21 protein-coding genes are annotated in these 26,015 nt (G+C 68.2%); 13 read left to right on the forward strand and 8 right to left on the reverse strand.

Annotation, left to right across the window (positions count from 1 at the left end):
- Positions 1–46: 46 nt before the first annotated feature.
- From rplI to rpsF, 4 genes are all read right to left on the reverse strand, one after another.
- Entirely contained in the window at positions 47–493 is a 447-nt protein-coding gene (rplI, locus tag ACGF8B_RS01245; RefSeq protein WP_392733660.1) for a 50S ribosomal protein L9, read from the reverse strand.
- An 18-nt stretch (positions 494–511) separates the two neighbouring features.
- A complete protein-coding gene (gene rpsR, locus ACGF8B_RS01250; RefSeq protein WP_003967857.1) occupies positions 512–748 on the reverse strand; it encodes a 30S ribosomal protein S18 in 237 nt (78 codons plus the stop codon).
- A gap of 43 nt (positions 749–791) precedes the next feature.
- The gene (locus ACGF8B_RS01255) at positions 792–1,406 is read right to left on the reverse strand and encodes a single-stranded DNA-binding protein (protein ID WP_124719894.1); all 615 of its coding nucleotides are present in this window, start codon (positions 1,404–1,406) and stop codon (positions 792–794) included.
- Between the two features lie 74 nt (positions 1,407–1,480).
- Positions 1,481–1,771 (reverse strand): 30S ribosomal protein S6, encoded by a 291-nt coding sequence (gene rpsF, locus ACGF8B_RS01260; RefSeq protein ID WP_072487610.1) that lies wholly within the window; start codon positions 1,769–1,771, stop codon positions 1,481–1,483.
- A gap of 275 nt (positions 1,772–2,046) precedes the next feature.
- On the opposite strand from rpsF, the gene ACGF8B_RS01265 reads away from it, so the two are divergent.
- From ACGF8B_RS01265 to ACGF8B_RS01275, 3 genes are all read left to right on the forward strand, one after another.
- Complete coding sequence (locus ACGF8B_RS01265; protein WP_392733662.1) at positions 2,047–2,361, forward strand: hypothetical protein; 315 nt, start codon at positions 2,047–2,049, stop codon at positions 2,359–2,361.
- Positions 2,362–2,587: 226 nt separating this feature from the next.
- Positions 2,588–3,706: a peptidoglycan bridge formation glycyltransferase FemA/FemB family protein gene (locus ACGF8B_RS01270; RefSeq protein WP_124719892.1), complete on the forward strand. Its 1,119-nt coding sequence runs from the start codon at positions 2,588–2,590 to the stop codon at positions 3,704–3,706.
- Between the two features lie 149 nt (positions 3,707–3,855).
- Entirely contained in the window at positions 3,856–4,887 is a 1,032-nt protein-coding gene (locus tag ACGF8B_RS01275; RefSeq protein ID WP_124719891.1) for an alanine racemase, read from the forward strand.
- Positions 4,888–4,954: 67 nt separating this feature from the next.
- On the opposite strand, the gene ACGF8B_RS01280 is transcribed toward ACGF8B_RS01275, so the two are convergent.
- A complete protein-coding gene (locus ACGF8B_RS01280; protein WP_392733663.1) occupies positions 4,955–6,454 on the reverse strand; it encodes a glycosyltransferase family 87 protein in 1,500 nt (499 codons plus the stop codon).
- A gap of 102 nt (positions 6,455–6,556) precedes the next feature.
- Positions 6,557–9,292 (reverse strand): transglycosylase domain-containing protein, encoded by a 2,736-nt coding sequence (locus tag ACGF8B_RS01285; RefSeq protein ID WP_392733664.1) that lies wholly within the window; start codon positions 9,290–9,292, stop codon positions 6,557–6,559.
- A 400-nt stretch (positions 9,293–9,692) separates the two neighbouring features.
- On the opposite strand from ACGF8B_RS01285, the gene ACGF8B_RS01290 reads away from it, so the two are divergent.
- From ACGF8B_RS01290 to ACGF8B_RS01300, 3 genes are all read left to right on the forward strand, one after another.
- Positions 9,693–10,400: a helix-turn-helix transcriptional regulator gene (locus ACGF8B_RS01290; RefSeq protein ID WP_392733665.1), complete on the forward strand. Its 708-nt coding sequence runs from the start codon at positions 9,693–9,695 to the stop codon at positions 10,398–10,400.
- Positions 10,401–10,462: 62 nt separating this feature from the next.
- Positions 10,463–11,545, forward strand: coding sequence for an inositol-3-phosphate synthase (locus tag ACGF8B_RS01295; RefSeq protein ID WP_392733667.1), 1,083 nt, complete (start codon positions 10,463–10,465; stop codon positions 11,543–11,545).
- Positions 11,546–11,668: 123 nt separating this feature from the next.
- The gene (locus tag ACGF8B_RS01300) at positions 11,669–12,937 is read left to right on the forward strand and encodes an MFS transporter (protein WP_392733669.1); all 1,269 of its coding nucleotides are present in this window, start codon (positions 11,669–11,671) and stop codon (positions 12,935–12,937) included.
- A gap of 118 nt (positions 12,938–13,055) precedes the next feature.
- On the opposite strand, the gene ACGF8B_RS01305 is transcribed toward ACGF8B_RS01300, so the two are convergent.
- Positions 13,056–14,498, reverse strand: coding sequence for a CCA tRNA nucleotidyltransferase (locus ACGF8B_RS01305; RefSeq protein WP_392733671.1), 1,443 nt, complete (start codon positions 14,496–14,498; stop codon positions 13,056–13,058).
- Between the two features lie 182 nt (positions 14,499–14,680).
- Here ACGF8B_RS01305 and ACGF8B_RS01310 point away from each other — a divergent pair, with 182 nt between their 5' ends.
- The 7 genes from ACGF8B_RS01310 (at position 14,681) to trxA (ending at position 24,902) form a co-directional block, all read left to right on the forward strand.
- Positions 14,681–16,987, forward strand: a complete 2,307-nt coding sequence (locus ACGF8B_RS01310; protein ID WP_392733672.1) for a DUF6049 family protein — start codon at positions 14,681–14,683, stop codon at positions 16,985–16,987.
- A gap of 49 nt (positions 16,988–17,036) precedes the next feature.
- A complete protein-coding gene (murJ, locus tag ACGF8B_RS01315) occupies positions 17,037–19,187 on the forward strand; it encodes a murein biosynthesis integral membrane protein MurJ (protein WP_392733674.1) in 2,151 nt (716 codons plus the stop codon).
- Between the two features lie 127 nt (positions 19,188–19,314).
- The gene (locus ACGF8B_RS01320; RefSeq protein ID WP_392733676.1) at positions 19,315–21,036 is read left to right on the forward strand and encodes a serine/threonine protein kinase; all 1,722 of its coding nucleotides are present in this window, start codon (positions 19,315–19,317) and stop codon (positions 21,034–21,036) included.
- A 732-nt stretch (positions 21,037–21,768) separates the two neighbouring features.
- Entirely contained in the window at positions 21,769–22,476 is a 708-nt protein-coding gene (gene sigM / locus ACGF8B_RS01325) for an RNA polymerase sigma factor SigM (protein WP_392733678.1), read from the forward strand.
- Positions 22,473–23,429: a hypothetical protein gene (locus ACGF8B_RS01330; RefSeq protein WP_392733679.1), complete on the forward strand. Its 957-nt coding sequence runs from the start codon at positions 22,473–22,475 to the stop codon at positions 23,427–23,429. The genes sigM and ACGF8B_RS01330 overlap by 4 nt, the downstream gene beginning before the upstream one ends.
- Positions 23,430–23,563: 134 nt before the next feature.
- Positions 23,564–24,526, forward strand: a complete 963-nt coding sequence (trxB, locus tag ACGF8B_RS01335) for a thioredoxin-disulfide reductase (RefSeq protein WP_259930175.1) — start codon at positions 23,564–23,566, stop codon at positions 24,524–24,526.
- 46 nt (positions 24,527–24,572) lie between these two features.
- Entirely contained in the window at positions 24,573–24,902 is a 330-nt protein-coding gene (trxA, locus tag ACGF8B_RS01340; protein ID WP_392733681.1) for a thioredoxin, read from the forward strand.
- 118 nt (positions 24,903–25,020) lie between these two features.
- Here the strand turns inward: trxA and ACGF8B_RS01345 are convergent, their stop codons facing one another.
- A complete protein-coding gene (locus ACGF8B_RS01345) occupies positions 25,021–25,638 on the reverse strand; it encodes a GNAT family N-acetyltransferase (protein ID WP_392733683.1) in 618 nt (205 codons plus the stop codon).
- Positions 25,639–26,015: the final 377 nt, after the last annotated feature.

Raw genomic sequence — 26,015 nt, forward strand, 5'->3', positions numbered from 1 at the left:
CACCCCGCGGGGTGCGGCCCTTCAACTGCTCAGGTGAGCTGTGCCCTTAGGCAGCAACGACCTCGACGCCGAGGTTCGCAGCGACCTCGGGGTGCAGACGCACGGACACCTGGTGTCCGCCGAGCGTCTTGATCGGCGAGCCGAGCTCGACGCGACGCTTGTCGACGTCGGGGCCACCGGCGGCCTTGATCGCCGAGGCGATGTCGGCCGGGGTCACGGAGCCGAAGAGACGGCCGGCGTCGCCGGAGCGAACGGCCAGACGGACCTTCACGGCCTCGAGCTTGGTCTTGATCTCGTTGGCCTGCTCGATCGTGGCGATCTCGTGGATCTTGCGGGCGCGGCGGATCTGCGCCACGTCCTTCTCGCCACCCTTGGTCCAGCGGATGGCGAAGCCACGCGGAACCAGGTAGTTACGGGCGTACCCGTCCTTGACGTCGACGACGTCGCCCGCAGCACCGAGGCCGGAGACCTCGTGGGTGAGGATGATCTTCATGATTCGGTCACCCTTCCCTTATCGCGCGGTGGACGTGTAGGGCAGCAGCGCCATCTCACGGCTGTTCTTGACTGCCGTGGCGACGTCACGCTGGTGCTGCGTGCAGTTGCCGGTGACGCGGCGGGCACGGATCTTGCCGCGGTCGGAAATGAACTTCCGCAGCATGTTCGTGTCCTTGTAGTCCACGTACTGGGTCTTGTCCTTGCAGAACGCGCAGACCTTCTTCTTAGGCTTGCGCACAGGCGGCTTCGCCATGGTGTTTCTCCTGTGTGATCAAGAAGTGGGGGTACGAGCTGCCCTAGAAGGGAGGCTCGTCCGAGTAGCCGCCGCCAGAGCCGCCGGAACCGCCGGAGCTTCCGCCCCAGCCGCCTCCGCCGCCCTGCTGGCCCCCGCCCTGCTGACCGCCGGACGGCGCGCCAGTGGCCCACGGGTCGTCGGCGGGAGCGCCGCCGCCACCCTGCTGGCCACCGCCACCGGGACCGCCGCCCCAGTTGCCGCCGCCCTGCTGGCCACCGCCGTATCCACCCTGGCCGCCCTGACCACCACGACCGGTGGTCTTGGTGACCTTGGCCGTGGCGTTCTTCAGGCTGGGGCCGACTTCCTCGACATCCAGCTCGTAGACCGTGCGCTTGACGCCCTCGCGGTCCTCGTACGACCGCTGCTTCAGCCGGCCCTGCACGACAACGCGCATGCCTCGCTGGAGCGACTCGGCGACGTTCTCCGCCGCCTGCCGCCAGACCGAGCAGGTGAGGAACAGGCCTTCGCCGTCCTTCCACTCATTGGTCTGCCGGTCGAAGATGCGGGGAGTGGACGCGACACGGAACTTCGCGACCGCCGCACCGGACGGGGTGAAGCGCAGCTCGGGGTCGTCGACGAGATTGCCGACGACCGTGATGACGGTCTCGCCTGCCATGGGTGAACCTCTCGGCGGGGATTGCTTCTGGCTGCTTGCTGCTACTCGAACCCGATGACCACTGAGCTAGATGCTCAGTGGGACTCGGGACGGAGGACCTTGGTCCGGAGGACCGACTCGTTCAGGTTCATCTGGCGGTCGAGCTCCTTGACGACCGCAGGCTCGGCCTGCAGGTCGATGACCGAGTAGATGCCCTCGGGCTTCTTCTTGATCTCGTAAGCGAGACGACGACGGCCCCAGGTGTCGACCTTCTCGACCTTTCCGTTGCCCTCACGGACGACGGAGAGGAAGTTCTCGATCAGCGGGGAGACAGCGCGCTCCTCGAGATCGGGGTCGAGGATGACCATCACCTCGTAGTGACGCATGTGGAACCCACCTCCTTTGGACTCAGCGGCCACGGTCGTTCCGTGGCAGGAGGGTCGTGATGCGTGAGCATCGGTGTCTCCGAGTAAAACAGCCGCCACTGACAACGCCCTCCATGGAGAGGGGCTGCCGTGCTGGCCTGGGCAGACACCGGTGCAGACCGTACAGAGTACCCGCTCGACGGCTTCCGGTTGAAATCCGGTGGTCAGGAGACGCAATCTGGACACATCGGTGTGAGCGGCGCCACCACGCGCCCCATTCGGCCAGGAGGTACTCCATGGCACAGGCAATACGACCCCGTCCCCCCGTTTCCCTACTCGCCACGGACGGCAAGACCCATCCGCTCCAGGAGACCCTGGTGGCGGTGACGCTGATCCTCGGTGTGCTCGCCTTCGTGACGGCGATGTTCCACAACCTGCATCTGATCAGTTCGTGGGCCGGACTCATCGGGATCCTCACGGGTGCGTACGGGCAGTACGTCTCGGTGACCACCCGTGAACGGTTCCCGCTGATCATCGGCATGGGCGCGGCCGCGATCGGCTTCTTCCTGGGCATGGCCCACGGCGGCCTCTTCGGCGGCTTGGTGGGCTGAATCGCGACAGACACAGCAGTCACAACCGGACAAGCGGAACGGCGCGGGAACCTCACGGGGTCTCCGCGCCGTTCCCCGTAGGAAAGGACCCGGCACCCCGGGTCGCGACGGCGGCGGAGCGGCAAGGCCATAGGGCCAGACGGCGTACTCGTCGGCCACAGTAGGCTTCGGCGCGAGAGCCGGAGCCCCTGACCGATGGGGACACACCTGCCGAGGAGCGCCCCGCATGAGCCTGACCCTGAGGACCATCAGCCGAGAGCAGCATCTGGCATACATCCAGAATCTGCCCGCGGCGAGTCACATGCAGGTCCCGGCATGGGCAGATGTGAAGGCCGAGTGGCGCTCGGAGAGCCTCGGCTGGTTCGACGGGAACGGACAGCTCGTCGGCGCCGGCCTGGTGCTCTACCGGCAGCTGCCGAAGATCAAGCGGTACCTCGCCTATCTGCCCGAGGGCCCGGTCATCAACTGGTACGCCCCCAATCTGGACGACTGGCTGCGGCCGATGCTGGCGCACCTCAAGCAGCAGGGCGCCTTCTCCGTGAAGATGGGCCCGCCCGTCATCATCCGCCGCTGGGACGCGGCCGCCATCAAGTCGGGCATCCAGGACCCGGAAGTGAAGCGCCTGCGCGACGTCGAGGCCACCCACATCGAGCCGCGTGCCTTCGAAGTGGCGGACCGGCTGCGGAAGATGGGCTGGCAGCAGGGCGAGGACGGCGGCGCCGGATTCGGTGACGTACAGCCCCGCTACGTCTTCCAGGTGCCGCTGGCCAACCGGTCGCTCGAAGACGTCCACAAGGGCTTCAACCAGCTGTGGCGACGCAACATCAAGAAGGCCGAGAAGGCCGGCGTCGAGGTCGTGCAGGGCAGCTACGCCGACCTCGCCGAGTGGCAGCGTCTCTACGAGATCACGGCGGAGCGCGACCACTTCCGGCCGCGTCCGCTGGGCTACTTCCAGCGCATGTGGACGGCCCTCAACAACGAGGACCCGAACCGGATGCGGCTGTACTTCGCCCGGCACGAGGGCGAGAACGTCGCGGCCGCGACCATGCTGATCGTCGGCGGGCACGTCTGGTACTCCTACGGCGCCTCCGCCAACCACAAGCGCGAGGTCCGGCCCTCGAACGCGATGCAGTGGCGGATGCTGCGCGACGCGTACGCCATGGGCGCCACCGTCTACGACCTGCGCGGGATCTCCGACTCGCTGGACGAGACCGACCACCTCTTCGGTCTGATCCAGTTCAAGGTGGGCACCGGCGGCCAGGCGGCCGAGTACCTCGGCGAGTGGGACTTCCCGCTCAACAAGCTGCTGCACAAGGCGCTCGACATCTACATGTCGCGCCGCTGACCCGCGTCGCACCGCGCGCGTCGCACCACTGTCACGCGTCGTCTGTTACGCGTCGCCCCGCTGACGAAACCGGCTTCATTGGTTTCAATGGGGGCTTCGGCTACACACACCTCCCACACAGCAGCCACCAGAAGGGTTCCGGACCGGCCATGGCGCTCTCCCTCTACGTCGACACCGCGCGCTGGCGGGCGCACCAGAAATCCGTCCTCGACCAGTTCCCCGGCCTCGTGCCGGTCTGCAAGGGCAATGGATACGGCTTCGGCCACGAGCGGCTGGCCGACGAGGCAATCCGCTTCGGCTCCGACATGCTCGCCGTCGGGACCACCTACGAGGCGGCCCGCATCAAGGACTGGTTCAGCGGCGATCTTCTGGTCCTCACCCCGTTCCGCCGGGGCGAGGAGCCGGTGCCGCTGCCCGACCGTGTGATCCGGTCGGTTTCCTCCGTGGACGGCGTGCACGCCCTGGTGGGCGCGCGGGTCGTCATCGAGTGCATGAGCTCGATGAAGCGCCACGGCGTCAAGGAGGAGGAGCTCGGACAGCTGCACGCCGCCATCGAGGACGTACGGCTCGAAGGCTTCGCCCTGCACCTGCCGCTGGACCGCACGGACGGCTCCGACGCGGTCGAGGAGGTCATCGGCTGGATGGACCGGCTGCGCGCGGCCCGGCTGCCGTTGCACACCATGTTCGTCAGCCATCTGCGCGCCGAGGAGCTGGGCCGGCTCCAGCAGCAGTTCCCGCAGACCCGTTTCCGCGCCCGCATCGGCACCCGGCTCTGGCTCGGCGACCACGAGGCGACGGAGTACCGGGGTGCCGTCCTGGACGTCACCCGTGTGGCCAAGGGCGATCGCTTCGGCTACCGCCAGCAGAAGGCCGCCTCGGACGGCTGGCTGGTCGTCGTCGCCGGCGGTACGTCGCACGGCGTGGGCCTGGAGGCCCCGAAGGCCCTGCACGGCGTGATGCCGCGGGCCAAGGGAGTCGCCCGCGCGGGCCTGGCCACCGTCAACCGCAACCTGTCGCCATTCGTCTGGGCGGGCAAGCAGCGCTGGTTCGCCGAGCCGCCGCACATGCAGGTGTCGATCCTGTTCGTCCCGTCGGACGCCCAGGAGCCGAAGGTCGGCGACGAGCTGGTCGCCCATCTGCGCCACACGACCACCCAGTTCGACCGCCTCGTCGACCGGTAGTACGACCGCTGACCGGCCGGTACGGCCGGCCCTGAGCCGGGCCCCTCCCACCGGGAGGGGCCCGGCTTCAGTCTGCGACCGGTCCGCTCGCCGCTCCCCATTCCACCCGCGGTCCTTCCACCGCCGGGTGGGCATGCCGCTCCGGATGCGCCGCCCGCCCCAGCACGAACACATCCGGGGCCCCGTCGAGCACCCCGCCGGACGGATCGTCCGACCCGTCGCGCCGTACGACGTCCCGCTCCGGCTTGAGGACGTCCCGCACGACCACGGCGCAGAGGTACAGCGTGCCGAGCAGATGCAGGACGATCGCCAGCTGGTACCCCTCGGTGGGCAGCCCCTGGTGCTTGTCCCCGCTCGTCGTGTACGCGAGGTACATCCAGATCCCCAGGAAGTACATGACCTCGCACGCCTGCCAGATCAGGAAGTCGCGCCAGCGCGGCCGGGCCAGTACGGCCAGGGGGATCAGCCACAGCACGTACTGCGGCGAGTAGACCTTGTTGACGAGGATGAACGCCGCGACGACGAGGAAGGCGAGCTGCGCGAAGCGCGGCCTGCGCGGTGCCATCAGGGTGAGCGCGCCGATCGCCGCGCACAGCAGGACCGTCGTCAGCGTCGAGACCGTGTTGACGGTCGGGACCTCGATGCTCTCACCGGTGCGCTGGGTGATGATCAGCCAGAAGGAGCCGAAGTCGATGCCCCGCTCCTCGCTGAACGTGTAGAACTTCTTCCACCCCTCGGGCGCGAAGGCCATCACCGGCAGATTCACCACCAGCCACGACACCGCCGCCCCGAGCGTCGCCCTGCCGAACTCCCGCCACTTGCCCGCCCGCCAGCACAGGACGAACACCGGCCCCAGCAGGAACACGGGATAGAGCTTGGCGGCCGTGGCGAGCCCGATGAGGACGCCGAACGCCAGCGTCCGCCCCCGGGACCACATGAGCATCGCCGCGGCCGTCAGCGCGACGGCCAGCAGGTCCCAGTTGATCGTCGCGGTGAGCGCGAAGGCCGGCGCGAGGGCGACCAGCAGCCCGTCCCAGGGGCGGAGCCGGTGCGTACGGGCGACACAGACGGCGATGATCACGGCGCAGATCATCAGCATGCCCGCGTTGACCATCCAGTACATCTGCTCCTGGTGCTGGATGGATCCGCCCGGCGTCAGCCAGGCGGCGACCTGCATGAACACACCCGTCAGGACGGGGTACTCCAGGAACTGCATGTCGCCGGGCAGCCGGTCGAAGTACGGCACCAGGCCGTCGGAGAATCCACGGGCGGCAAAAAGGTGCGGAATGTCCGAGTAGCAGGCATGCGTGTACTGCGAGCCCGCGCCCCTGAACCAGGCCCAGTTGTAGCAGGGCAGCTTCTGCACCATGCCCAGCGCGAACATCCCGAGGGCCACCAGCGCGATGGCACCCACCGGCGTGAGGGCCGTGCTGCCGAGCCGCGTCCAGCGCCCCGACCGCCCGCCGATCAGCTCACTGCCGGCCGCGGCGACCTCGTCCTGATGCGTGGGCCGTACGACCGACTGTTCCTCGTGCTGCTGCACACTCGTGTCTTCTGCGCTTGGCATGCCGCTCATCCTGCCGTACGGCGCTGAGGAAACGACGAGGGCCGCCGCACCGTGTGGTGCGGCGGCCCTCATGACCGGGTCGGCCCAAAGGCCGCGCGGGCGCTATCCGGCCGGCCCGCCGAAGAATCCGCCGTCGCCGTTCCCGCCGTTTCCGCCGTTACCGTTCCCGCCGCCGTTCCCGTTGCCGTTCCCGTTCCCGCCGGTCGGCGGATCGGGGGTCGTCGACGGATCGGGGCCACCACCGGTGTCTCCGCCGTTCGCACCGGCGTTGGTCCCGCCGTTGTTGTGCTGGCAGTCCCAGTCCCACGTGCCGCAGGTCTGGGTGGGGTCCGGCGACGGCGGGGGCAGAGTCTCCGAGGGCGACTCGCTCACCGTCATGGACGGCGAGGGGGTGTCCGGCGCCGTGGGCGTCGGCGTGGGGCTCTGCGCACCACCGCCGTAGACCTTGTCACCGATCGGGCCGGGCTCCGGGAAACTCAGGACCGGCTTCCCCTTCAGCGCGCCCACCATGTAGTCGTGCCAGATCTGGGCGGGGAACGACGCACCGTGGATCGTCCGCTCGCCACCCGTGCCGTACATCTTCTCGAACTTACGGTCCTTGTTGGTCGCGTCGTCGTCGAGCCGGTACATGCTGATGGCCGTGGACAGCTGCGGCGTGTAGCCGACGAACCAGGCCGACTTGTTGTCGTCCGTCGTACCCGTCTTGCCCGCCACGTCCCGGCCGGGAATCTGCGCGGGAGTACCGGTGCCCTTTTCGACGACGTTCTTCAGGACGTCGGTGACGTTGTCGGCGATCGCGGCGTCGAAGGCGCGCTTGGCGACATCCTTGTGCCGGTAGACGGTCTTGCCGTCGTACTTCGCCTCGGAGACCGAGAAGGGCTCACGCTGCTGGCCGCTGGCCGCGAAGGTAGCGTACGCGCCGGCCATCCGGATCGCGCTGGGCGAGGACGTACCGATGGAGAACGACGGCACGTGCGAGTCCGCCATCTGTTCGTCGTCCTTGAGCCCCGCGGCTATGGCGATGTCCTTCACCTTGTCGGTGCCGACGTCCATGCCGAGCTGCACGTACGGGGAGTTGGCGGACCACTGCATCGCCTCGCGAAGGGTGATGTTGCCCTTCGACTCATGGCCGTCGTTGGCCTGCAGCCACTCCTTGCCGTTCTCGTCGGTCCAGACCTCGCCGTTGTACTTCTTGATCTTCAGCTTGTCGTCGGCGTTGTAGATGCTGAGCGGTGACACCTTCGTACGCTCGGACAGGCCCTGGTCCTCCGAGAGCGCCGGGTTCCGCTTGCCGTACTCCATCGCCGCCGCCAGCACGAACGGCTTGAAGGTCGAACCGACCTGGGCACCGGTGGGGTTGGCGTTGTTGGTGAAGTGCTTGGTCGCGTCCTGGCCGCCGTAGATCGCCACGATGGCCCCGGTCTTGGGATCGACCGAGCCGCCGCCGAACTGGACGTGGGTGTCCGTCTTCGGACGTTCCTTCGGCTTGATCTTGCTGTCGTAGACCTTCTTGACCGCGGAGTTGAGCTCCTTGACCTTCTTCTTGTTGAAGGTGGTGCGGATCTGGTAGCCACCCAGGGCCAGCTTCTCCGCCGTGATGCCCTGGTCGTTGTTGCTGAGGAAGTACTGCCTGGCGAGTTCGACCAGGTATCCGGTCTGGCCCGCCAGCTGGGCGTTCTTCTTCGGCGGATCGGGCATCGGGAACTCGGTGTACTTGGCGCGCTCCGTCGGTGAGAGGCGCTTGTCCTTCACCTCTTCGTCGAGGATCCACTTCCAGCGCTTCTTGGCCCGTTCGGTGTTCAGCTTCTCCGTCGCCTGCACGGGGTCGACGTCGGTGGCACCCGCCGGGTCGTAGTAGGACGCGCCCTTGAGCAGCGTGGCCAGGAACGCGCACTCGCTCGGGTCCAGGTCGACGGCGTCCTTGCCGTAGTACGTACGGGCCGCAGCCTGGATCCCCGAAGCGCCTCGCCCGTAGTACGAGACGTTGAGGTAGCCCGCCATGATCTCGTTCTTCTTCATGTCGTTGCTGACCTTGAGCGTGATGAAGAGTTCCTGGAACTTCCGGCTCAGGGTCTGCTCCTGGGACAGACGCGAGTTCTTCACGTACTGCTGGGTGATCGTCGAACCACCCTGCGTCTCGCCTCCTGTCGCCATGTTGAACAGGGCTCGCGCGATACCCATGGGGTCGATGCCCCGGTCATGGTCGAAGGACTTGTTCTCGGCCGAGATGACGGCGTTACGCATCGCTTCGGGAATCTGCTCGAAGTCGATGATCTGGCGGTTGACCGCACCGCCCGTGGCGATCATCTGCGTGCCGTCGTCCCAGAGGTAGACGTTGTTCTGCGCCTCCGCGGCTTCGTTCACCTTGGGCTTCTCGACCATCGCGTACGCGATACCGGCGACGCCCATGAGCAGGCCGAGGAAGCCGATGCAGAGGCTGGAGACCAGCTTCCACGACGGGACCCAGCGCCGGAAGCCGTACTTGCCGGCGCGCGGGTAGTCGATGAAGCGTTTCTTGGCAGGGCGCTGGGAGCCCCGGCCCCGCCCGCGACCCGGTCCTTCGTGCCCGCCGTCGCCGCCACCGCGGCGACGGCCCCCGCCCCCGCGGCCCGCTCCGCCACCCTCGGCGCGACGGCTCCCGCCGCCCCGCTGGGCGGCACGTCTGGCCTCGGCGCGGCCGCCGTACGGGCTGTCACCGCCGTGCGAACCGGAAGGTGACTCGGAAGTTACTCCACGTGACGGGGCGGCGCGGCGTCCTGAGGACTGCTGGGCGGCTCGTCTGGCCGCTGCACGCCCACCACCTTGTGGTTCCGGCGTTTTGCGACGGTGCTCGCTCATCGAACGACTACTCCTCGGGCAGGCGAGAGCGCCTGGAAGCGGCAGTTGAGATCCGGTCCCCCCGAATTACGGACAAGCCTTGCGACGGGCTCGTCCGTCATGCGTCCGGCTGGTCCGCGAAGACTGACGCGCGGGTGCGTCACGCGGTTCCCGGTGGTCTGCATGCCGCACAGACTACGCACGGTCAAAACCCTCCTAGCGCCGAACTTCACCCCAAACAACGCAAGTCGGTGCCTACGAATTCACGATGTGACGCCGTTCACGATGGCCCCTCTTGTCGCATCGCGGCGACCGATCTATCGTCGTGATGTATCGAGTCGATACATCAGCTCGGTACATCGGCCCGGCACCGGGCTCCAGCAGGAGCACTCGGACCCACGCGGAGACGGAGGAGGCGAAGTTGAGCAGACGCTCCGGCATCCTCGAATTCGCCGTTCTCGGCCTGCTCCGTGAGTCCCCGATGCACGGCTACGAGCTGCGCAAACGTCTCAACACCTCGTTGGGGATCTTCCGCGCCTTCAGTTACGGCACCCTCTATCCCTGCCTCAAGACGCTGGTCGCCAACGGCTGGTTGATCGAGGAGCCGGGGGCGGCCCCGGTCGCCCAGCCGCCCACCACCGGCCGTGCGGTCGCCCCCGCCTCCTCACTGGCCGGGCGCCGCGCCAAGATCGTCTACCGGCTGACGGCGGAAGGTAAGGAGCACTTCGAGGAGCTGCTCTCGCACACCGGCCCCGACTCCTGGGAGGACGAGCACTTCGCAGCCCGCTTCGCCTTCTTCGGGCAGACGGAGCACGAGGTGCGGATGCGGGTGCTGGAAGGCCGGCGCAGCCGGCTGGAGGAGCGGCTGGAGAAGATGCGGGCCTCGCTGGCCCGCACCCGTGAGCGCCTCGACGACTACACACTTGAGCTGCAGCGACACGGCATGGAGTCCGTGGAGCGCGAAGTGCGCTGGCTGAACGAGCTCATCGAGAGCGAGCGGTCGGGACGGGATCAGCGACGATCCTCGCCCGGGAGCGAAGCTCAGCAGAACACCGCAGGAGAGACGGACGGCCTGCCCCGGCGCCGGGGTGACACCCCGCCGGATCCGTCCGACGACACCGCAAAGTGAGGTCCCCGCAGATCCGCGGGGCCTTCATCGGGAACATCCAAAACACACAGGGAGCAACCGGAATGGGTTCGGTTCGCGTAGCCATCGTCGGCGTGGGCAACTGCGCCGCCTCGCTGGTCCAGGGCGTCGAGTACTACAAGGACGCCGATCCGGCCGGCAAGGTGCCCGGTCTGATGCACGTCCAGTTCGGCGACTACCACGTGCGGGACGTCGAGTTCGTCGCCGCCTTCGACGTCGACGCGAAGAAGGTCGGTCTCGACCTCGCTGACGCCATCGGTGCCAGCGAGAACAACACCATCAAGCTCTGCGACGTGCCGAACGCCGGCGTCACCGTCCAGCGCGGCCACACCCACGACGGTCTCGGCAAGTACTACCGCCAGACCATCGAGGAGTCGACCGAGGCCCCGGTCGACATCGTCCAGGTCCTCAAGGACCGCAAGGTCGACGTCCTCGTCTGCTACCTGCCCGTCGGCTCCGAGGTCGCTGCGAAGTTCTACGCGCAGTGCGCCATCGACGCCAAGGTCGCGTTCGTCAACGCTCTCCCGGTCTTCATCGCCGGCACCAAGGAGTGGGCGGACAAGTTCACCGAGGCCGGTGTCCCGATCGTCGGCGACGACATCAAGTCGCAGGTCGGCGCCACCATCACGCACCGCGTGATGGCGAAGCTCTTCGAGGACCGGGGTGTCATCCTGGACCGCACGATGCAGCTGAACGTCGGCGGCAACATGGACTTCAAGAACATGCTTGAGCGTGAGCGTCTGGAGTCCAAGAAGATCTCCAAGACTCAGGCCGTCACCTCCCAGATCCGGGACCGCGAGCTCGGTGCGGACAACGTCCACATCGGCCCGTCGGACTACGTGGCCTGGCTGGACGACCGCAAGTGGGCCTATGTGCGCCTTGAGGGCCGTGCCTTCGGTGACGTTCCGCTGAACCTGGAGTACAAGCTGGAGGTCTGGGACTCCCCGAACTCCGCCGGTGTCATCATCGACGCCGTCCGCGCCGCGAAGATCGCCCAGGACCGCGGCATCGGTGGTCCGATCCTCTCCGCGTCGTCCTACTTCATGAAGTCCCCGCCGGTCCAGTACTTCGACGACGAGGCCCGCGAGAACGTCGAGAAGTTCATCCGCGGCGAGGTCTCCAACTGACGCAGCCGGACACGGCACGTCCACACGGCCGGGTGCCGAGCGGCAACGCTCATCCCGTTCCGTGCTGTTGAGGGTCCCCGGGCATCTGCCCGGGGACCCTCAACGTATGTGACTCTTGATCACATGGCCGTCGTGGGTGATCTGCGCGTTCTTCTGCGCCTTCGGAACTTCCGTCGTCTGCTGGCCGTACGACTCCTCTCCCAGTCGGCCGACGGTGTCTTCCAGGTGGCGCTGGCGGCTCATGTCGTCTTCTCGCCGGAGAAGCAGGCTTCGGCGGGTGCCATCGCCTCCGCTATGGCGGTACTGCTGCTGCCGTACTCGCTCATCGGCCCCTTCGCCGGTGTCCTGCTGGACCGCTGGCCGCGCCGTCAGGTCTTTGTGTACGGAAACCTGCTGCGTGCCGCGCTCGCCTGCTGCACGGCGCTCCTCATCCTCGGCTCCGCACCCGACTGGCTCTTCTACGCCTCGGCGCTGTGCGTCACCGCGGTCAACCGCTTCGTACTGGCCGGGCTCTCGGCCGCGCTGCCGCGCGTCGTCGACAGCGACCGGCTGGTGCTGGCCAACTCGATCTCGCCGACCGCCGGGACGCTCGCGGCCACGGCGGGCGGTGGCCTCGCCTTCGCCGTGAGACTGCTGGTCGCGGACTCCGATGCCGTGGTGGTGCTGCTGGGGGCGGTGCTCTACCTCACGTCGGCGCTGGCTTCCCTGTCTCTTGCCACAGGGCTCCTCGGACCGGACCGGGACGGACACCGGACCGGGCTGCGGGAAGCCCTGACCGCCACCGCGCGGGGCCTGTACGACGGGTTGCGCCATCTGGCACAGCGGAAGCAGGCCACCCGGGCGCTGGCCGCCATGACCGTGATGCGCTTCTGCTACGGAGCGCTGACCGTCATGGTGCTGATGCTGTGCCGGTACGCCTGGACCGACAGCGAATCCGAAGGCCTGGCGCTTCTGGGGCTGGCCGTGGGGGTCTCCGGTGCGGGATTCTTCACGGCGGCCGTACTGACGCCCTGGGCCACGGGCCGGCTCGGCCGACTGCGATGGCTGACGGTGTGCGCGGCAGGGGCAGCCGTCCTCGAACCCGCACTTGGGCTGTGGTTCGTCCCCGCCCCCATGCTGGTCGCGGCGTTCGTCCTCGGGCTGGCCACGCAGGGGGCGAAGATCGCGACCGACACGGTGGTGCAGACCTCGGTGGAGGACTCCTTCCGCGGCCGGGTGTTCTCCCTCTACGACGTGCTGTTCAACGTCGCCTTCGTGGGAGCCGCCGCAGTCGCCGCCCTGATGCTGCCCCCTGACGGGCGATCGACCGTGGTCGTGGTCGGGGTGGCCGCCCTCTACACGATCGTCGCGGTGCTGATGTTCCGGTGGAGCCGCGTCGGAGAAGCTGTCTAGCGTCAGCGAGGGGTCGTTGTTTCACGTGAAACAACGACCCCTCGGCCTGTCGGAGTGCGGCACCGGAGGCCGGCCATGTTTCACGTGAAACATGGCCGGCGCTTCCGCAGGATCGGGCTCAGCCCTGAGCGGCCCACCACTCCTTGAGCTTCTCGACAGCCGCGTCATGCTCCATCGGGCCGTGCTCCAGGCGCAGCTCCAGCAGGAACGCGTACGCCTTGCCGATCACCGGCCCGGGGCCGACACCCAGGGTCTTCATGATCTCGTTGCCGTCCAGGTCGGGGCGGATGGCATCCAGCTCCTCCTGCTCCTGCAACTGCGCGATGCGCTCCTCCAGCCCGTCATAGGTCCGCGAGAGGGCGGCGGCCTTGCGCTTGTTCCGCGTGGTGCAGTCCGAGCGGGTCAGCTTGTGCAGCCGCTCCAGCAGGGGGCCGGCGTCCCGCACATAGCGACGGACCGCGGAGTCCGTCCACTCCCCGTCGCCGTATCCGTGGAAGCGCAGATGCAGCTCCACCAGCTTCGAGACGTCCTTGACCATGTCGTTGGAGTACTTGAGCTCGGTCATCCGCTTCTTGACCATCTTCGCCCCCACCACTTCATGGTGATGGAACGAGACGCGCCCGTCCTTCTCGAAGCGTCGCGTCCTCGGCTTCCCGATGTCGTGGAGGAGCGCGGCGAGGCGCAGGACCAGATCCGGGCCGTTCTGCTCCAGATCGATGGCCTGCTCCAGAACAGTCAGCGAATGCTCGTAGACATCCTTGTGACGGTGATGCTCGTCACTTTCCAGCCGCAGTGCGGGGAGCTCCGGCAGCACCTGCTGCGCCAGTCCCGTGTCGACGAGCAGCGCCAGGCCCTTGCGGGGGTGCGTGGAGAGCAGCAGCTTGTTGAGCTCCTCCCTGACCCGCTCGGCGGAGACGATCTCGATGCGCCCGGCCATCTCCGTCATCGCGGCGACCACGTCGGGAGCGACGTCGAAGTCCAGCTGGGCCGCGAAGCGTGCGGCGCGCAGCATCCGCAGCGGATCGTCCGAGAAGGATTCCTCGGGCGTTCCGGGGGTGCGCAGAACGCGCTCCGCCAGGTCTTCCAGGCCTCCGTGCGGGTCGACGAACTCCTTCTGCGGAAGCGCGACGGCCATCGCGTTGACCGTGAAGTCACGACGGACCAGGTCTTCCTCGATGGAGTCGCCGTAGGACACCTCGGGTTTCCGCGAGGTCCTGTCGTACGCCTCCGACCTGTAGGTGGTGACCTCGATCTGGTAGCCGTCCTTCTGTGCGCCCACCGTGCCGAAGGCGATCCCGACCTCCCACACCGAGTCCGCCCACGGCCGGACGATCTTCAGTACGGCCTCGGGACGGGCGTCGGTCGTGAAGTCCAGGTCGTTCCCGAGCCTGCCGAGAAGTGCGTCCCGGACCGAACCTCCGACCAGCGCGAGACTGAACCCGGCGTCCTGGAAACGGCGAGCGAGGTCGTCGGCGACCGGGGACACCCGCAGCAGTTCGCTGACTGCGCGGTGCTGCACCTGGGTCAGGGCACGGGAGCTGTCTTCATTGGCGTTCGACACAACAGAAAAGGGTACGTGCCCGGACCGGCCCGGTCGCCCTGGTTTCGGCCCGCCCTGCAAGACTCTTCCGATCATGTAGCGAACTCCCCAGCACTTGGCACCCGCGCAGATCGTTACCATGCGTGGACGCAAGAACCGACAACCATCGACACCAGCTGACGACGACGAGGGACGGGTAGCGCGTGGCCGAGGCGGCAGACATCCAGGGGATCGGTCCCTCTCCTGCCCGCCGGTGGCTGCGGCGCACAGCCGCCCTGATCATCGGGGCGCCGCTCGTCGCGGCGCTGCTGGCCGGTCCGGCCGCACCTGCGGCGCAGGCCGGCGGGACCGGCAAGGCGCCCACCGGGTCCGAAACCGTGGACGTGGCCCTGAACACCCTGGCTCCGAGCGCGCCGGTCAAGGGGGACACCCTGACCGTCTCGGGCACCGTGACCAACCGGGGCAAGGAAGCGATCACGCAGGCCGTGGTCGACCTGCGGGTGGGCCCGAAGCTCGACAGCAGGACGGAGATCGACACCGCCGCCAGGCGCACCGGGTATGTGCTCGGCAGCGACCCCGCTCCGATCGGCGGCAAGTACACGGTGAAGTTCGCGAAGCTGCCCTCCGGGATCAGCCAGGACTTCACGCTCTCCGTCCCGGTCGGCAAGCTGGAGCTCGGCGACGACGGCGTCTACCAGCTCGGCGTCTCGCTGACGGGACAGACCTCCCGGGTCCAGTACGACCAGGTGCTGGGCATCGAGCGCACCTTCCTGCCCTGGCAGGAGGAGGAGCGCGACTCCCGGACGAAGGTCACCTACCTCTGGCCGCTCATCGCGCCGGCCCATGTCACCGCCGAGACGGGCACCGACGATCAGCAGACGCCCGTGTTCGCGGATGACGACCTGGCCGCCGAGCTGGCTCCGGGCGGACGGCTCGAACAGCTGGTATCGCTGGGCAGCCGACTGCCCGTGACCTGGGTGATCGACCCGGACCTGCTGGCCAGTGTCGACGCGATGGCGGGGAACTACCGCGTCAAGTCCGGCGACACCACTGTCGCGGGCAAGAACCAGGCCGTCGCCAAACAGTGGCTCACCGCGCTCGAAGCCGCGGTGACGGACGGGAAGGTCGTCGCGCTGCCGTTCGCCGACCCCGACCTGGCGTCCATCGCACACCGGGGCAAGAACGTCTCCGGCACCCTCAGCCACCTTCAGACCGCCACCGAAGTGGCCGGGACGACGGTACAGACGATCCTCCATGTGAAGCCGTCGACCGACTTCGCGTGGCCCGTCGACGGGGCGATCGACCCGTCGGTCGTCGATGTCGCCACCTCGGCCGGGGCCCACAAGGTGATCGCCCGCAGCGACAGCCTCCAGGAGACCGGTGGACTGACGTACACACCGACCGCTGCCCGGCCGATCGGCGGCGGAACCACCGCGGTCGTCGCCGATGCCCGGCTCTCCACGGCCTTCCAGGGCGACATGTCGAAGGCGGGGAAGTCCACCCTCGCCGTGCAGAAGTTCCTCGCCCTGACGCTCGCCCTGACCGAACAGGACACGGACACCGAGCGGAGCATCGTCGTCGCACCGCAGCGGATGCCCACCGTGGCCCAGGCCCAGTCGATGGCCCGCGCCCTGCACGGACTCGACGACGGGCGCTGGACACAGCCCCTCGGACTGGTGGACGCGGCCGGGGCGAAGCCCGACGCGGACGCGACGACCAGCGTCCCGGGGGCCTCCCAGTACCCGAGGAAGCTCCGCAGCCAGGAGCTGCCCACCCAGGCCTTCCAGGACATCAAGTCCACCCAGGTGTCGCTGAACAGCTTCCAGGTCATCCTCGCCCGCCCCGAGCGGGTGGTGACCCCCTTCGGCAACGCGCTCAACCGTTCCATGTCGACGTCATGGCGCGGCAGGCCGCTGGAGGCCCAGCAGTACCGGGACTCGGTCCGCGGCTATCTGCAGGACCTCGTCGGCGAGGTCCAGCTCATCTCGAAGTCGGACGTCACCCTGTCCGGCCGCAGTGCCACGATCCCGGTGACCGTGCAGAACAGGCTGCTGCAGGGCGTGGACCATCTCGTTCTCCGGCTGAAGTCGGAGAATGCGACCCGCCTCAAGCTGAACGACGGCGGGGCCGTGGCGGAGCAGCCGATCCGGATCGGTGCCGGCCACAGCCAGTCCGTGAAGTTCGACGCGGCTGCCAACGTCAACGGCCAGGTGCAGATGACGGCGCAGCTCTACACCGAGGACGGCACACCGTACGGCGGAGCGATGACCTTCACCGTGAAGGTCTCCGAGCTCACCCCGACCGTACTGCTGGTCATCGCCGGCGGCCTGCTGCTCCTGGTTCTCGCGGGCATCAGGATGTACACCCATCGCAAGCGTGCCAACGCGGGCGGCGCGGGCGGCCCGACCGGCGAAGACGGCGGCGAACCCGAGCAGCCGAGTGACCCGACTCCGGACACCGGTCCGGAAAGCGGGGAGCCGTCGGACTCGGGTGAGAAAGTGGAACGTTGAGCGATGTCTGTCGTGGCCGGTCGGCCGGGGACGATGAGGTGGGGTTTCGATGAACGCGCCGTACGACGGTGACCGCGGTCAGGGTGCGGGCGGAGCCGGGTCTTCCGGCGGGCCCCCGGGACCTGGCCAGGTCCCGCCGATGCCCGATCCGTACCTGCAGGACGCCTACGACCACGATCCCTACCGAGCCCAGGACCTGTCCGTCCAGGACCCGGTGACCGAGGCGCTGTACGACCGGGCCGCGCACCCGCCGCCGTCTCCGGGCACCTACCAGCAGCCCCAGCCCCTCTACCAGCAGCCGCCCGCGGCCCAGTACCCGCCGGATCCGCGTATCTGGGCGCAGACTCCGCCGCCCGAGCCCGGTGGTCCATCGCGGCACCTGCCGTACGGCGACGATCCGGCGACCACCCAGTTCGTCGGGGTGGACGACCTCGTCAGCCAGGCGTCCCGGGACGACGAGCAGCCGGACGCCTTCGCCCACCTCTTCCGGGACCAGGAGGGCCCGGCAGGGTCGGCCCCCGTCCCCGCGGAGCCCGAGCCCGCCCCGGCGCCCGCCCCGCCCAAGTCCGGCGGCCGGGCCGCCGGAATACTGAAGTCCAGCGCGCTGATGGCGGCCGGCACGCTCGTGTCCCGCCTCACCGGCTTCGTGCGCACCCTCGTCATGACCGCCGCGCTCGGTGCGGCGCTGCTCGGCGACAGCTTCACCATCGCGTACACCCTGCCCACGATGATCTACATCCTCACCGTGGGCGGCGGCCTGAACTCGGTCTTCGTTCCTCAGCTCGTCCGATCCATGAAGGACGACGAGGACGGCGGCGAGGCCTACGCCAACCGGCTCCTCACGCTCGTCATGGTCGCACTCGGCGTGATCGTCGCACTCGCGGTCTTCGCCTCTCCGTGGCTGATCCACATGATGTCGCCGACGATCGCCAATGACGCGGCCGCCAACAGCGTCGCCGTGACCTTCGCCCGGTACTGCCTGCCGACCATCTTCTTCATGGGCGTGCATGTCGTCATGGGCCAGATCCTCAACGCCCGCGGAAAGTTCGGCGCGATGATGTGGACCCCGGTCCTCAACAACATCGTCATGATCTTCACGTTCGGCATGTTCATCTGGGTCTACGGAACGTCCGCCGAGTCCCAGATGGGCGTCCAGACCATTCCGCCGGAAGGCGTCCGGCTGCTCGGTATCGGCACGCTGCTCGGTCTCGTCGTCCAGGCCCTGGCGATGGTCCCGTACCTGCGCGAGGCCGGGTTCCGTTTCCGGCCGCGCTTCGACTGGAAGGGACACGGGCTCGGCAAGACGGTCAAGCTGGCCAAGTGGACCGTCCTGTTCGTCCTCGCCAACCAGGCAGGTGTGATTGTCGTCACTCAGCTCGCGACATCGGCGGGCAAGCTGTCCGGCAAGGACGGCACCGGCTTCCTCGCCTACTCCAACGCCCAGCTCATCTGGGGCATGCCGCAGGCGATCATCACCGTTTCCGTCATGGCGGCCCTGCTGCCGCGCATCTCCCGCGCCGCCCACGACGACGACCCGGGCGCCGTCCGTGACGACATCTCCCAGGGGTTGCGGAACTCGGCTGTCGCGATCGTGCCGGTGGCCTTCGCCTTCCTCGCCCTCGGACTGCCGATGTGCACCCTGCTGTACGCCTCCGCCGGCACCGAGGCCGCCCGCTCCATGGGCTTCATCCTCATGGCCTTCGCACTCGGTCTGATCCCGTACTCCGTTCAGTACGTCGTGCTGCGCGGCTTCTACGCGTACGAGGACACCCGCACGCCCTTCTACAACACGGTCATCGTCGCCGCGGTCAACGCGGCCGCCTCGGCCCTCTGCTACGTGGTTCTGCCCGCCCGGTGGGCCGTGGTCGGGATGGCCGCCTCGTACGGGCTCGCCTACGCCGTCGGCGTGGGCATCGCCTGGCGGCGGCTGCGCAACCGCCTGGGCGGGGATCTGGACGGCTCCCACGTCGTGCGTACGTACGCCCGGCTGTGCCTGGCCGCGACCCCGGCAGCGGTACTCGGCGGCGGTGTGGGCTTTGCCGTTCTCCTGGGTCTCGGCGAGGGTGCCTTCGGCTCGCTCGCCGCTCTGATCTGCGGCGGAGCCGTACTGCTCGGCGTCTTTTTCGTCGCCGCCAAGCGGATGCGGATCGAGGAGATCAACGGCATGGTCGGCATGGTCCGAGGACGACTCGGTCGCTGAGAATCAACCACCGCACAACCATCACCACCCCTTGCGTGTCGTGCATAGCGCCGGAGTGTGGGCACAATTGGCGTGACTGTGCAGAGCTGGCTGGCATCGCGCAACGGATGGGGAGGCAGGAACGACGGTGGCGGAACGTAGCACGGCTGCCGTCGACGTGGCCGACAACAGCGGCGATGAGCCGCTGACCGCCAAGGCGGACGAGGCCACGACCGACGGGACGGCAGAAGCTCAGGACACCAAGGGCGAGAAGCCGCAGGACACGGATGGTGAACGCATCGGTTCCGAGGTCACCCTGCCGACCCCTGACCTGCACAGTGGGCACAAACTTGCCAGACGCTACCGGCTGGAGGAGTGCGTCACCCGTCTGGACGGCTTCAGCAGCTGGCGCGCCGTCGACGAGAAGCTGCGCCGCGCGGTAGGCGTCCATCTCCTTCCGGCCGACCACCCGCGTGCCCGCTCCGTGCTGGCCGCGGCCCGCTCCTCCGCGCTGCTCGGTGACCCGCGCTTCGTGCAGGTCCTCGACGCGGTGGAGGAGGACGACCTCGTCTACGTCGTCCACGAATGGCTCCCCGACGCCACCGAGCTCACCTCCCTGCTGGCCTCGGGGCCGATGGAAGCGCACGACGCGTACCAGCTCGTCAGCCAGGTCTCCCAGGCCATGGCGGCGGCCCACCGGGAGGGCCTCGCGCATCTGAGGCTCACCCCGGGGGCGGTGCTGCGGAGCTCGACCGGGCAGTACCGGATCCGCGGCCTCGCGGTGAACGCCGCCCTGCGGGGCATCACCGCCGACAGCCCCCAGCGTGCGGACACCGAGGCCATCGGCGCTCTGCTGTACGCCGCTCTGACCCAGCGCTGGCCGTACGAGAGCGACGCGTACGGCCTGGCCGGGCTGCCCAAGGGTGTGGGGCTGATCGCCCCCGATCAGGTGCGCGCGGGCGTCCACCGCGGCCTTTCCGAGCTCGCCATGCGCGCCCTCGCCAATGACGGCGCGACTGCCTCCCGGCAGGAGCAGCCGTGCACGACGCCGGACGAGCTGGCCAGAGCCGTTGCCGCGATGCCCCGCATCCGTCCTCCGGAGCCCGCCTTCACGGCGCCGCCCGAGTATCAGCGCACGACCTATCAGCAGGGTTCCTACGGGCGCCCGCCCGCCCGTCCCGGCGCACCCGTGGCCAAGCCCGTGATGGTCGTACCCCCGGCGCCGCTCCAGAGCCGCACCGGCAAGGCCCTCAAATGGGCCGTTTCCGCATTGCTGATCGCAGCCCTGGGCCTCGGTAGCTGGCAACTGGCCGAGACACTGCTCAACAACGAATCGAGTGACCCCGGCAGCACGCAGACCGACCCGAAAAACGGTGACGCCGGCAAGAAGGAGCCCACGGGCCAACTGCTCACGGTCAAGGACGCGGTCGAGTATTTCCCGGATGGAAAAGCACAGCATCCCGACGACGTCCACCTGACGTACGACGGCGACAGCTCTACGTACTGGCGGTCCAAGAGCTTCATAGGCGGCCCCAAGCTGGCTCCCTTCAAAGAGGGCGTCGGCATCGTGTATGAACTCGATTCCGCTCAGTCCATTTCGTCAGCCTCCGTAGGCCTGCAATTCGGTGGCGATCACACCACCGCCTCGCTCTACGCGACCGACTCACTCAACTCGTCAACGCCTCTGTCGTCGATGACGAAAATCGCAACGACCGAGACGGTCGGCACAGAAGCGAAACTGCAGACGAAGAAGCCGGTAAAGACCCGGTTCGTACTCGTATGGCTTACCGACATGCCGAAGTCGGCTGCCGATCGCTACAGCGGAGCCGGCTACAAACAATCCATCACCGAAGTTAAATTCATGGGCTGACCACCGGCTCGCGAGTCATCGCACTCGCCCCCTTTCACCGATGCCGCGCGTTCTCCACGAAGCCGATCGTGTCGGTGAGGATGCCCCCGCTTCCTGCCGACGATCTTCTTCCCGGCGTCGAGGTCGTCCACCGCGTCGGCTCAAGGGCCTACGGCAAGGCAGCCTGCCGGGCCCTGCCCGACGCGGTGCGGGTAGGCGACCGCCGGTACATCCGGGACGACCTCTGCCCGGGATCCGCTCCCACATTTCCTGCTGACAAACTGCGGGACAAGAACACCGCGCTCCGGCGGCACCTCACCACCGCCGGAGCCGCGAACAGTCACATCGCCAGCGCGAAACAGACCACCGCCTGCGGCGTCAGCAGCCGAGTGCGCGGGCCAGAACGGCCGCACTCGGCGACCACCCGGGCCGTCGGCTCCGGCGAGAACGTGCCTGCCGGCAGTCATTGGTATTGTTCAGCCTCGATATCGGCACCGACTTCCACACCTACAACCTCGACCCGGGTCACAAGAGCCGCGACCTCGTCCGTCGGCTCAAGGCCCTCGGCCACGGCGTCCCCTCGTCCCGGCAGCCGCCCGACAACACCCGCCACCGGGGGGTTACTTGGCCGTGCCCACCTGACCAGGGAGTTTTCCGATCAGGGGCACTTACCGCGTTCCTGCTCAAGCCTTGGACGACCCACTCCGCGAAAGCCCGAGGGCAAGGCTACTTTTAGGCATTTAGGGGTATCGCGTGGTTGCTGAATCCTTAGAACCCGACTCTAGCGACTCAGAACTCCTCGCTCGCCATGTGGCCGGTGAACCGGACGCTTTCGGTGAGCTCGTACGGCGCCACCGCGACCGGCTGTGGGCCGTGGCGATACGGACCCTGGGGGACCGCGAGGAAGCCGCAGACGCCGTCCAGGACGCCCTTGTCTCCGCCTTCCGAGCAGCCCACACCTTCCGTGGTCAGTCCGCTGTCACCACCTGGCTGCACCGCATCACGGTCAACGCTTGCCTCGACCGGGTCCGCAAGGCTGCCAGCCGCAGGACCGCGCCGATCAATGACACCGAACGGTTCGAGCAGCTCCTGGAACCGCACGAATCCGCGGAAGCACCGGCCGAGCGTCAGGACCTGCACCGCGAACTCCTCGCCGCGCTCGCCACACTGCCTGCCGAGCAGCGGGCCGCGCTCGTCCTCGTGGACATGCAGGGCTACCCCGTGGCCGAGGCAGCACGCATCCTCGATGTACCGACAGGCACCGTGAAGAGCCGCTGCGCTCGGGGGCGGGCCCGGCTGGCGCCGCTGCTCACTCATCTGCGCAGCGAGGTCGCGGGGGCCGACGAGTCGGCCACAAGGAACCGGACGCCGCATACATCCGTCCCACCGGCATCGGGGCCGAGAGATGCGGCCACCACAAGCGATCCCGCTTCAGTGAAGGGCGGAGGTGGGCGCACATGACGTCAACGGCCGACACGACCCAGCATCCGGATGTCACGGAGATCTCCGACCTGACGGAGGAACTGCTCCCACCATCACGGGCAGCAGAGGTACGCGACCATGTGGACGGCTGCGAACTCTGCGGTGAGGTCCATGCCTCTCTCATGGAGATCCGCGAACTGCTCGGCACCGTGCCGATGCCGCAGCACATGCCGGACGACATCGTGGACCGCATCGACGTCGCACTCGCCGCTGAAGCGGCTCTCGACGCCACGCCGCCATCCGACTCGCTGCATGTTTCACGTGAAACAGAGCCGCCCGCAGCGGAGAAGCCGAACCCGGAACCCAACCCCTCGGACCGTCCCGCAGGACGCCCCCGGGCGGCCACCGGACCCGGCCGCCGGCCGCTCCGACGCCGCCGTCGCACAGCCGTGCTCGGGGCCGCTTTCGGCGCGGCCGTGGTCGGCCTGAGCGTCTTCCTGCTGCAGAACCTCCAGTCGTCCGAGAACTCCGGGAGCCTCAAGGCAGCGGACCGTAGTTCCAGCGCCGAGGAGAGCGGTGGAGGGGCGTTCTCGGAGTCCACACTTGAGGGCCGGGTACACGCGCTTCTTCTGAGCACCAGCTCGAAGCCGTCGAAGTCGGCGGACGGTGTGGGGGCCGAGGAGCAGTCTCCGTCCACCGGGGCGCATTCGACGCCCAAGTCCGCTTCCGCCGGATCTGATTCGCCCCAGACTCCGCTGCGCGCGCCCACCGTGCCCGTCCCGCCCTGCGTGGAGCAGGGCACCGGACGTGATACTGCCGCCCTCGCCGTGGAGGAGGGCACCTACGAAGGCACGAATGTCTTCCTCGTCGTTCTCCCGCACCCGTCCGATGCTGCACAGGTGCAGGCGTACGTCGTCGATGCGGCCTGCGTCCAGGCGGAGCCCGCGGGCAAGGGTGAACTCCTGCTGACCCGTACCTACCCGCGCCACTGAGAATCCCCCGGAAGCTTGCCTCGGCACGTCGGGGAATGCATGCCCCGTAGGATCCGTTGGGTGGGGTGAGAGTCGTTGAACCGGCCCCAGTAGGCGTGGACAGTAGGCAGTCTGCAGAGACGAGGAAGAAACCCGTGAGCGACGTCCGTAATGTGATCATCATCGGCTCCGGCCCTGCGGGCTACACGGCCGCCCTTTACACCGCACGCGCCTCGCTGAAGCCGCTGGTGTTCGAGGGCGCCGTCACCGCCGGTGGCGCGCTGATGAACACCACCGACGTGGAGAACTTCCCGGGCTTCCAGGACGGGATCATGGGCCCCGAGCTCATGGACAACATGCGCGCCCAGGCCGAGCGCTTCGGCGCCGAACTCGTCCCTGACGACGTCGTCTCCGTGGACCTCACCGGAGACATCAAGACGGTCACGGACACGGCCGGTACGGTGCACCGCGCCAAGGCCGTCATCGTGACGACCGGCTCCCAGCACCGCAAGCTCGGCCTGCCCAACGAGGACGCCCTTTCCGGACGCGGCGTCTCCTGGTGCGCCACCTGCGACGGCTTCTTCTTCAAGGACCAGGACATCGCCGTGGTCGGCGGTGGCGACACCGCGATGGAGGAGGCGACCTTCCTTTCCCGCTTCGCCAAGTCGGTCACCATCGTCCACCGCCGGGACACGCTGCGTGCCTCCAAGGCCATGCAGGAGCGGGCCTTCGCCGACCCGAAGATCAAGTTCGCCTGGGACAGCGAGGTTGCCGGAGTACACGGCGAGCAGAAGCTGTCCGGTCTGACCCTGCGGAACACCAAGACCGGCGAGACGTCCGAGCTCGCGGTAACCGGCCTGTTCATCGCGGTGGGCCACGACCCGCGCACCGAGCTCTTCAAGGGCCAGCTCGACCTCGACGAAGAGGGCTACCTCAAGGTCGACGCCCCCTCGACCCGGACCAACCTGACCGGTGTCTTCGGTGCCGGTGACGTCGTCGACCACACCTACCGGCAGGCCATCACGGCCGCCGGCACGGGCTGCTCGGCCGCTCTCGACGCGGAGCGCTTCCTGGCCGCACTCGCCGATGACGAGAAGGCCGCTGCGGCCACCGTCTGACTCACGACTCTCACCCCACACACCCCAAGAAGTTAAGGAGGCCGCCGTGGCCGGCGCCCTGAAGAACGTGACCGACGACTCCTTCGACGAGGTCGTCCTGAAGAGCGAGAAGCCCGTACTGGTGGACTTCTGGGCAGCCTGGTGCGGTCCGTGCCGCCAGATCGCCCCGTCCCTGGAGGCCATCGCCGCCGAGCACGGCGACCAGATCGAGGTCGTCAAGCTCAACATCGACGAGAACCCGGGCACGGCCGCCAAGTACGGCGTCATGTCCATCCCGACCCTGAACGTCTACCAGGGCGGCGAGGTCGCGAAGACCATCGTCGGCGCCAAGCCGAAGGCCGCGATCGTCCGCGACCTTGAGGCCTTCCTTGGCTAGGCACACCGCACGCCGATGTTTCACGTGAAACGGGTCCGTCCCTCGGGGGATGGACCCGTTTCACGTTGCCAAGGGCTCTCGGATCGTCATGGTTCCCCGAGCGTCCCGCGATCCCGGATCACAGCGGCCTGAGTGCCGGCTCCTTCTGCACCGCGCCCAGCAGCCGGTCCAGTGCCAGCTCAACGTCTTCCTTCCAGGACAGCGTCGTACGCAGTTCCAGTCTCAGCCTCGGATGGACAGGATGCGGCCGTACGGTCTTGAAGCCGACCGCCAGCAGATGATCTGCGGGAAGCACACAGGCCGGCTCCTTCCACCGGGCGTCACCGAACGCCTCGATCGCCTTGAATCCCCGGCGCAGCAGATCCTTGGCGACGGTCTGCACCATCACTCGGCCCAGCCCCTGCCCTTGGTAGCCCGGCATGATCCAGGCAGTAATCAGCTGTACGGCGTCGGAGGAGACGGGGCTGGTGGGGAACGCGGTCGAACGCGGCACATAGGCGGGCGGGGCGTAGAGCACATAGCCCACCGGCACATCGTCGACATAGACGACCCGGCCGCACGACCCCCACTCCAGGAGAACGGCCGAGATCCAGGCCTCCTTCTCCAGTCCGGGCGTCCCCGCCTTTACCGCAGCTTCCCCACTGACCGGATCAAGCTCCCAGAAGACACAGGCACGGCATCGTCTGGGGAGATCGGAAAGGTTGTCCAGTGTGAGCGGTACGAGCCGACGCCCCATGAAGGCTGTTCCTCGCTTCCTTCGCCCGCCGCATCGCGTACGACGGTCAGTGCACTCCGTTCGAGGAGCAGGCTGCCGACGAACCCGCCGACCGCCCCCAGGCCCAGCCCGACTGTCATCAGCCGGCTGCGGCTCACTGATCGCATGACCCTCCCTGCCGAGGCGGTCAAGCCGGATGTGCCATACCAGAACGCATCGTATCCACCCAGGAATGAAGCCGACACCGAGAAAGAGCAAAGGGCGGGGCGGGGGGGGGGGGCCCCCCCCCCCACCCCCCCCCCCCCCCCGCCCCAACCCGCCCCCCCCGAGAAGAACCAGGCGAACCCGCCCAGGGGGGCGGAGAAGCACACACACCCCCCCCCGCGCGCGGCGGCGCG

The sequence above is a fragment of the Streptomyces sp. NPDC047917 genome (assembly GCF_043204345.1).
Classification (GTDB): Bacteria; Actinomycetota; Actinomycetes; order Streptomycetales; family Streptomycetaceae; genus Streptomyces; species Streptomyces sanglieri.

Excerpts from the sequence above, each read along its gene's own strand:
- ACGF8B_RS01255 (WP_124719894.1), bottom strand. The coding sequence starts at position 1,406 with ATGGCAGGCGAGACCGTCATCACGGTCGTCGGCAATCTCGTCGACGAC.
- ACGF8B_RS01265 (WP_392733662.1), top strand. The coding sequence starts at position 2,047 with ATGGCACAGGCAATACGACCCCGTCCCCCCGTTTCCCTACTCGCCACG.
- rpsF (WP_072487610.1), bottom strand. The coding sequence starts at position 1,771 with ATGCGTCACTACGAGGTGATGGTCATCCTCGACCCCGATCTCGAGGAG.
- ACGF8B_RS01285 (WP_392733664.1), bottom strand. The coding sequence starts at position 9,292 with ATGAGCGAGCACCGTCGCAAAACGCCGGAACCACAAGGTGGTGGGCGT.
- rpsR (WP_003967857.1), bottom strand. The coding sequence starts at position 748 with ATGGCGAAGCCGCCTGTGCGCAAGCCTAAGAAGAAGGTCTGCGCGTTC.
- rplI (WP_392733660.1), bottom strand. The coding sequence starts at position 493 with ATGAAGATCATCCTCACCCACGAGGTCTCCGGCCTCGGTGCTGCGGGC.
- ACGF8B_RS01300 (WP_392733669.1), top strand. The coding sequence starts at position 11,669 with ATGGCCGTCGTGGGTGATCTGCGCGTTCTTCTGCGCCTTCGGAACTTC.
- ACGF8B_RS01330 (WP_392733679.1), top strand. The coding sequence starts at position 22,473 with ATGACGTCAACGGCCGACACGACCCAGCATCCGGATGTCACGGAGATC.
- ACGF8B_RS01270 (WP_124719892.1), top strand. The coding sequence starts at position 2,588 with ATGAGCCTGACCCTGAGGACCATCAGCCGAGAGCAGCATCTGGCATAC.
- ACGF8B_RS01280 (WP_392733663.1), bottom strand. The coding sequence starts at position 6,454 with ATGCCAAGCGCAGAAGACACGAGTGTGCAGCAGCACGAGGAACAGTCG.
- ACGF8B_RS01345 (WP_392733683.1), bottom strand. The coding sequence starts at position 25,638 with ATGGGGCGTCGGCTCGTACCGCTCACACTGGACAACCTTTCCGATCTC.
- ACGF8B_RS01275 (WP_124719891.1), top strand. The coding sequence starts at position 3,856 with ATGGCGCTCTCCCTCTACGTCGACACCGCGCGCTGGCGGGCGCACCAG.
- ACGF8B_RS01295 (WP_392733667.1), top strand. The coding sequence starts at position 10,463 with ATGGGTTCGGTTCGCGTAGCCATCGTCGGCGTGGGCAACTGCGCCGCC.
- murJ (WP_392733674.1), top strand. The coding sequence starts at position 17,037 with ATGAACGCGCCGTACGACGGTGACCGCGGTCAGGGTGCGGGCGGAGCC.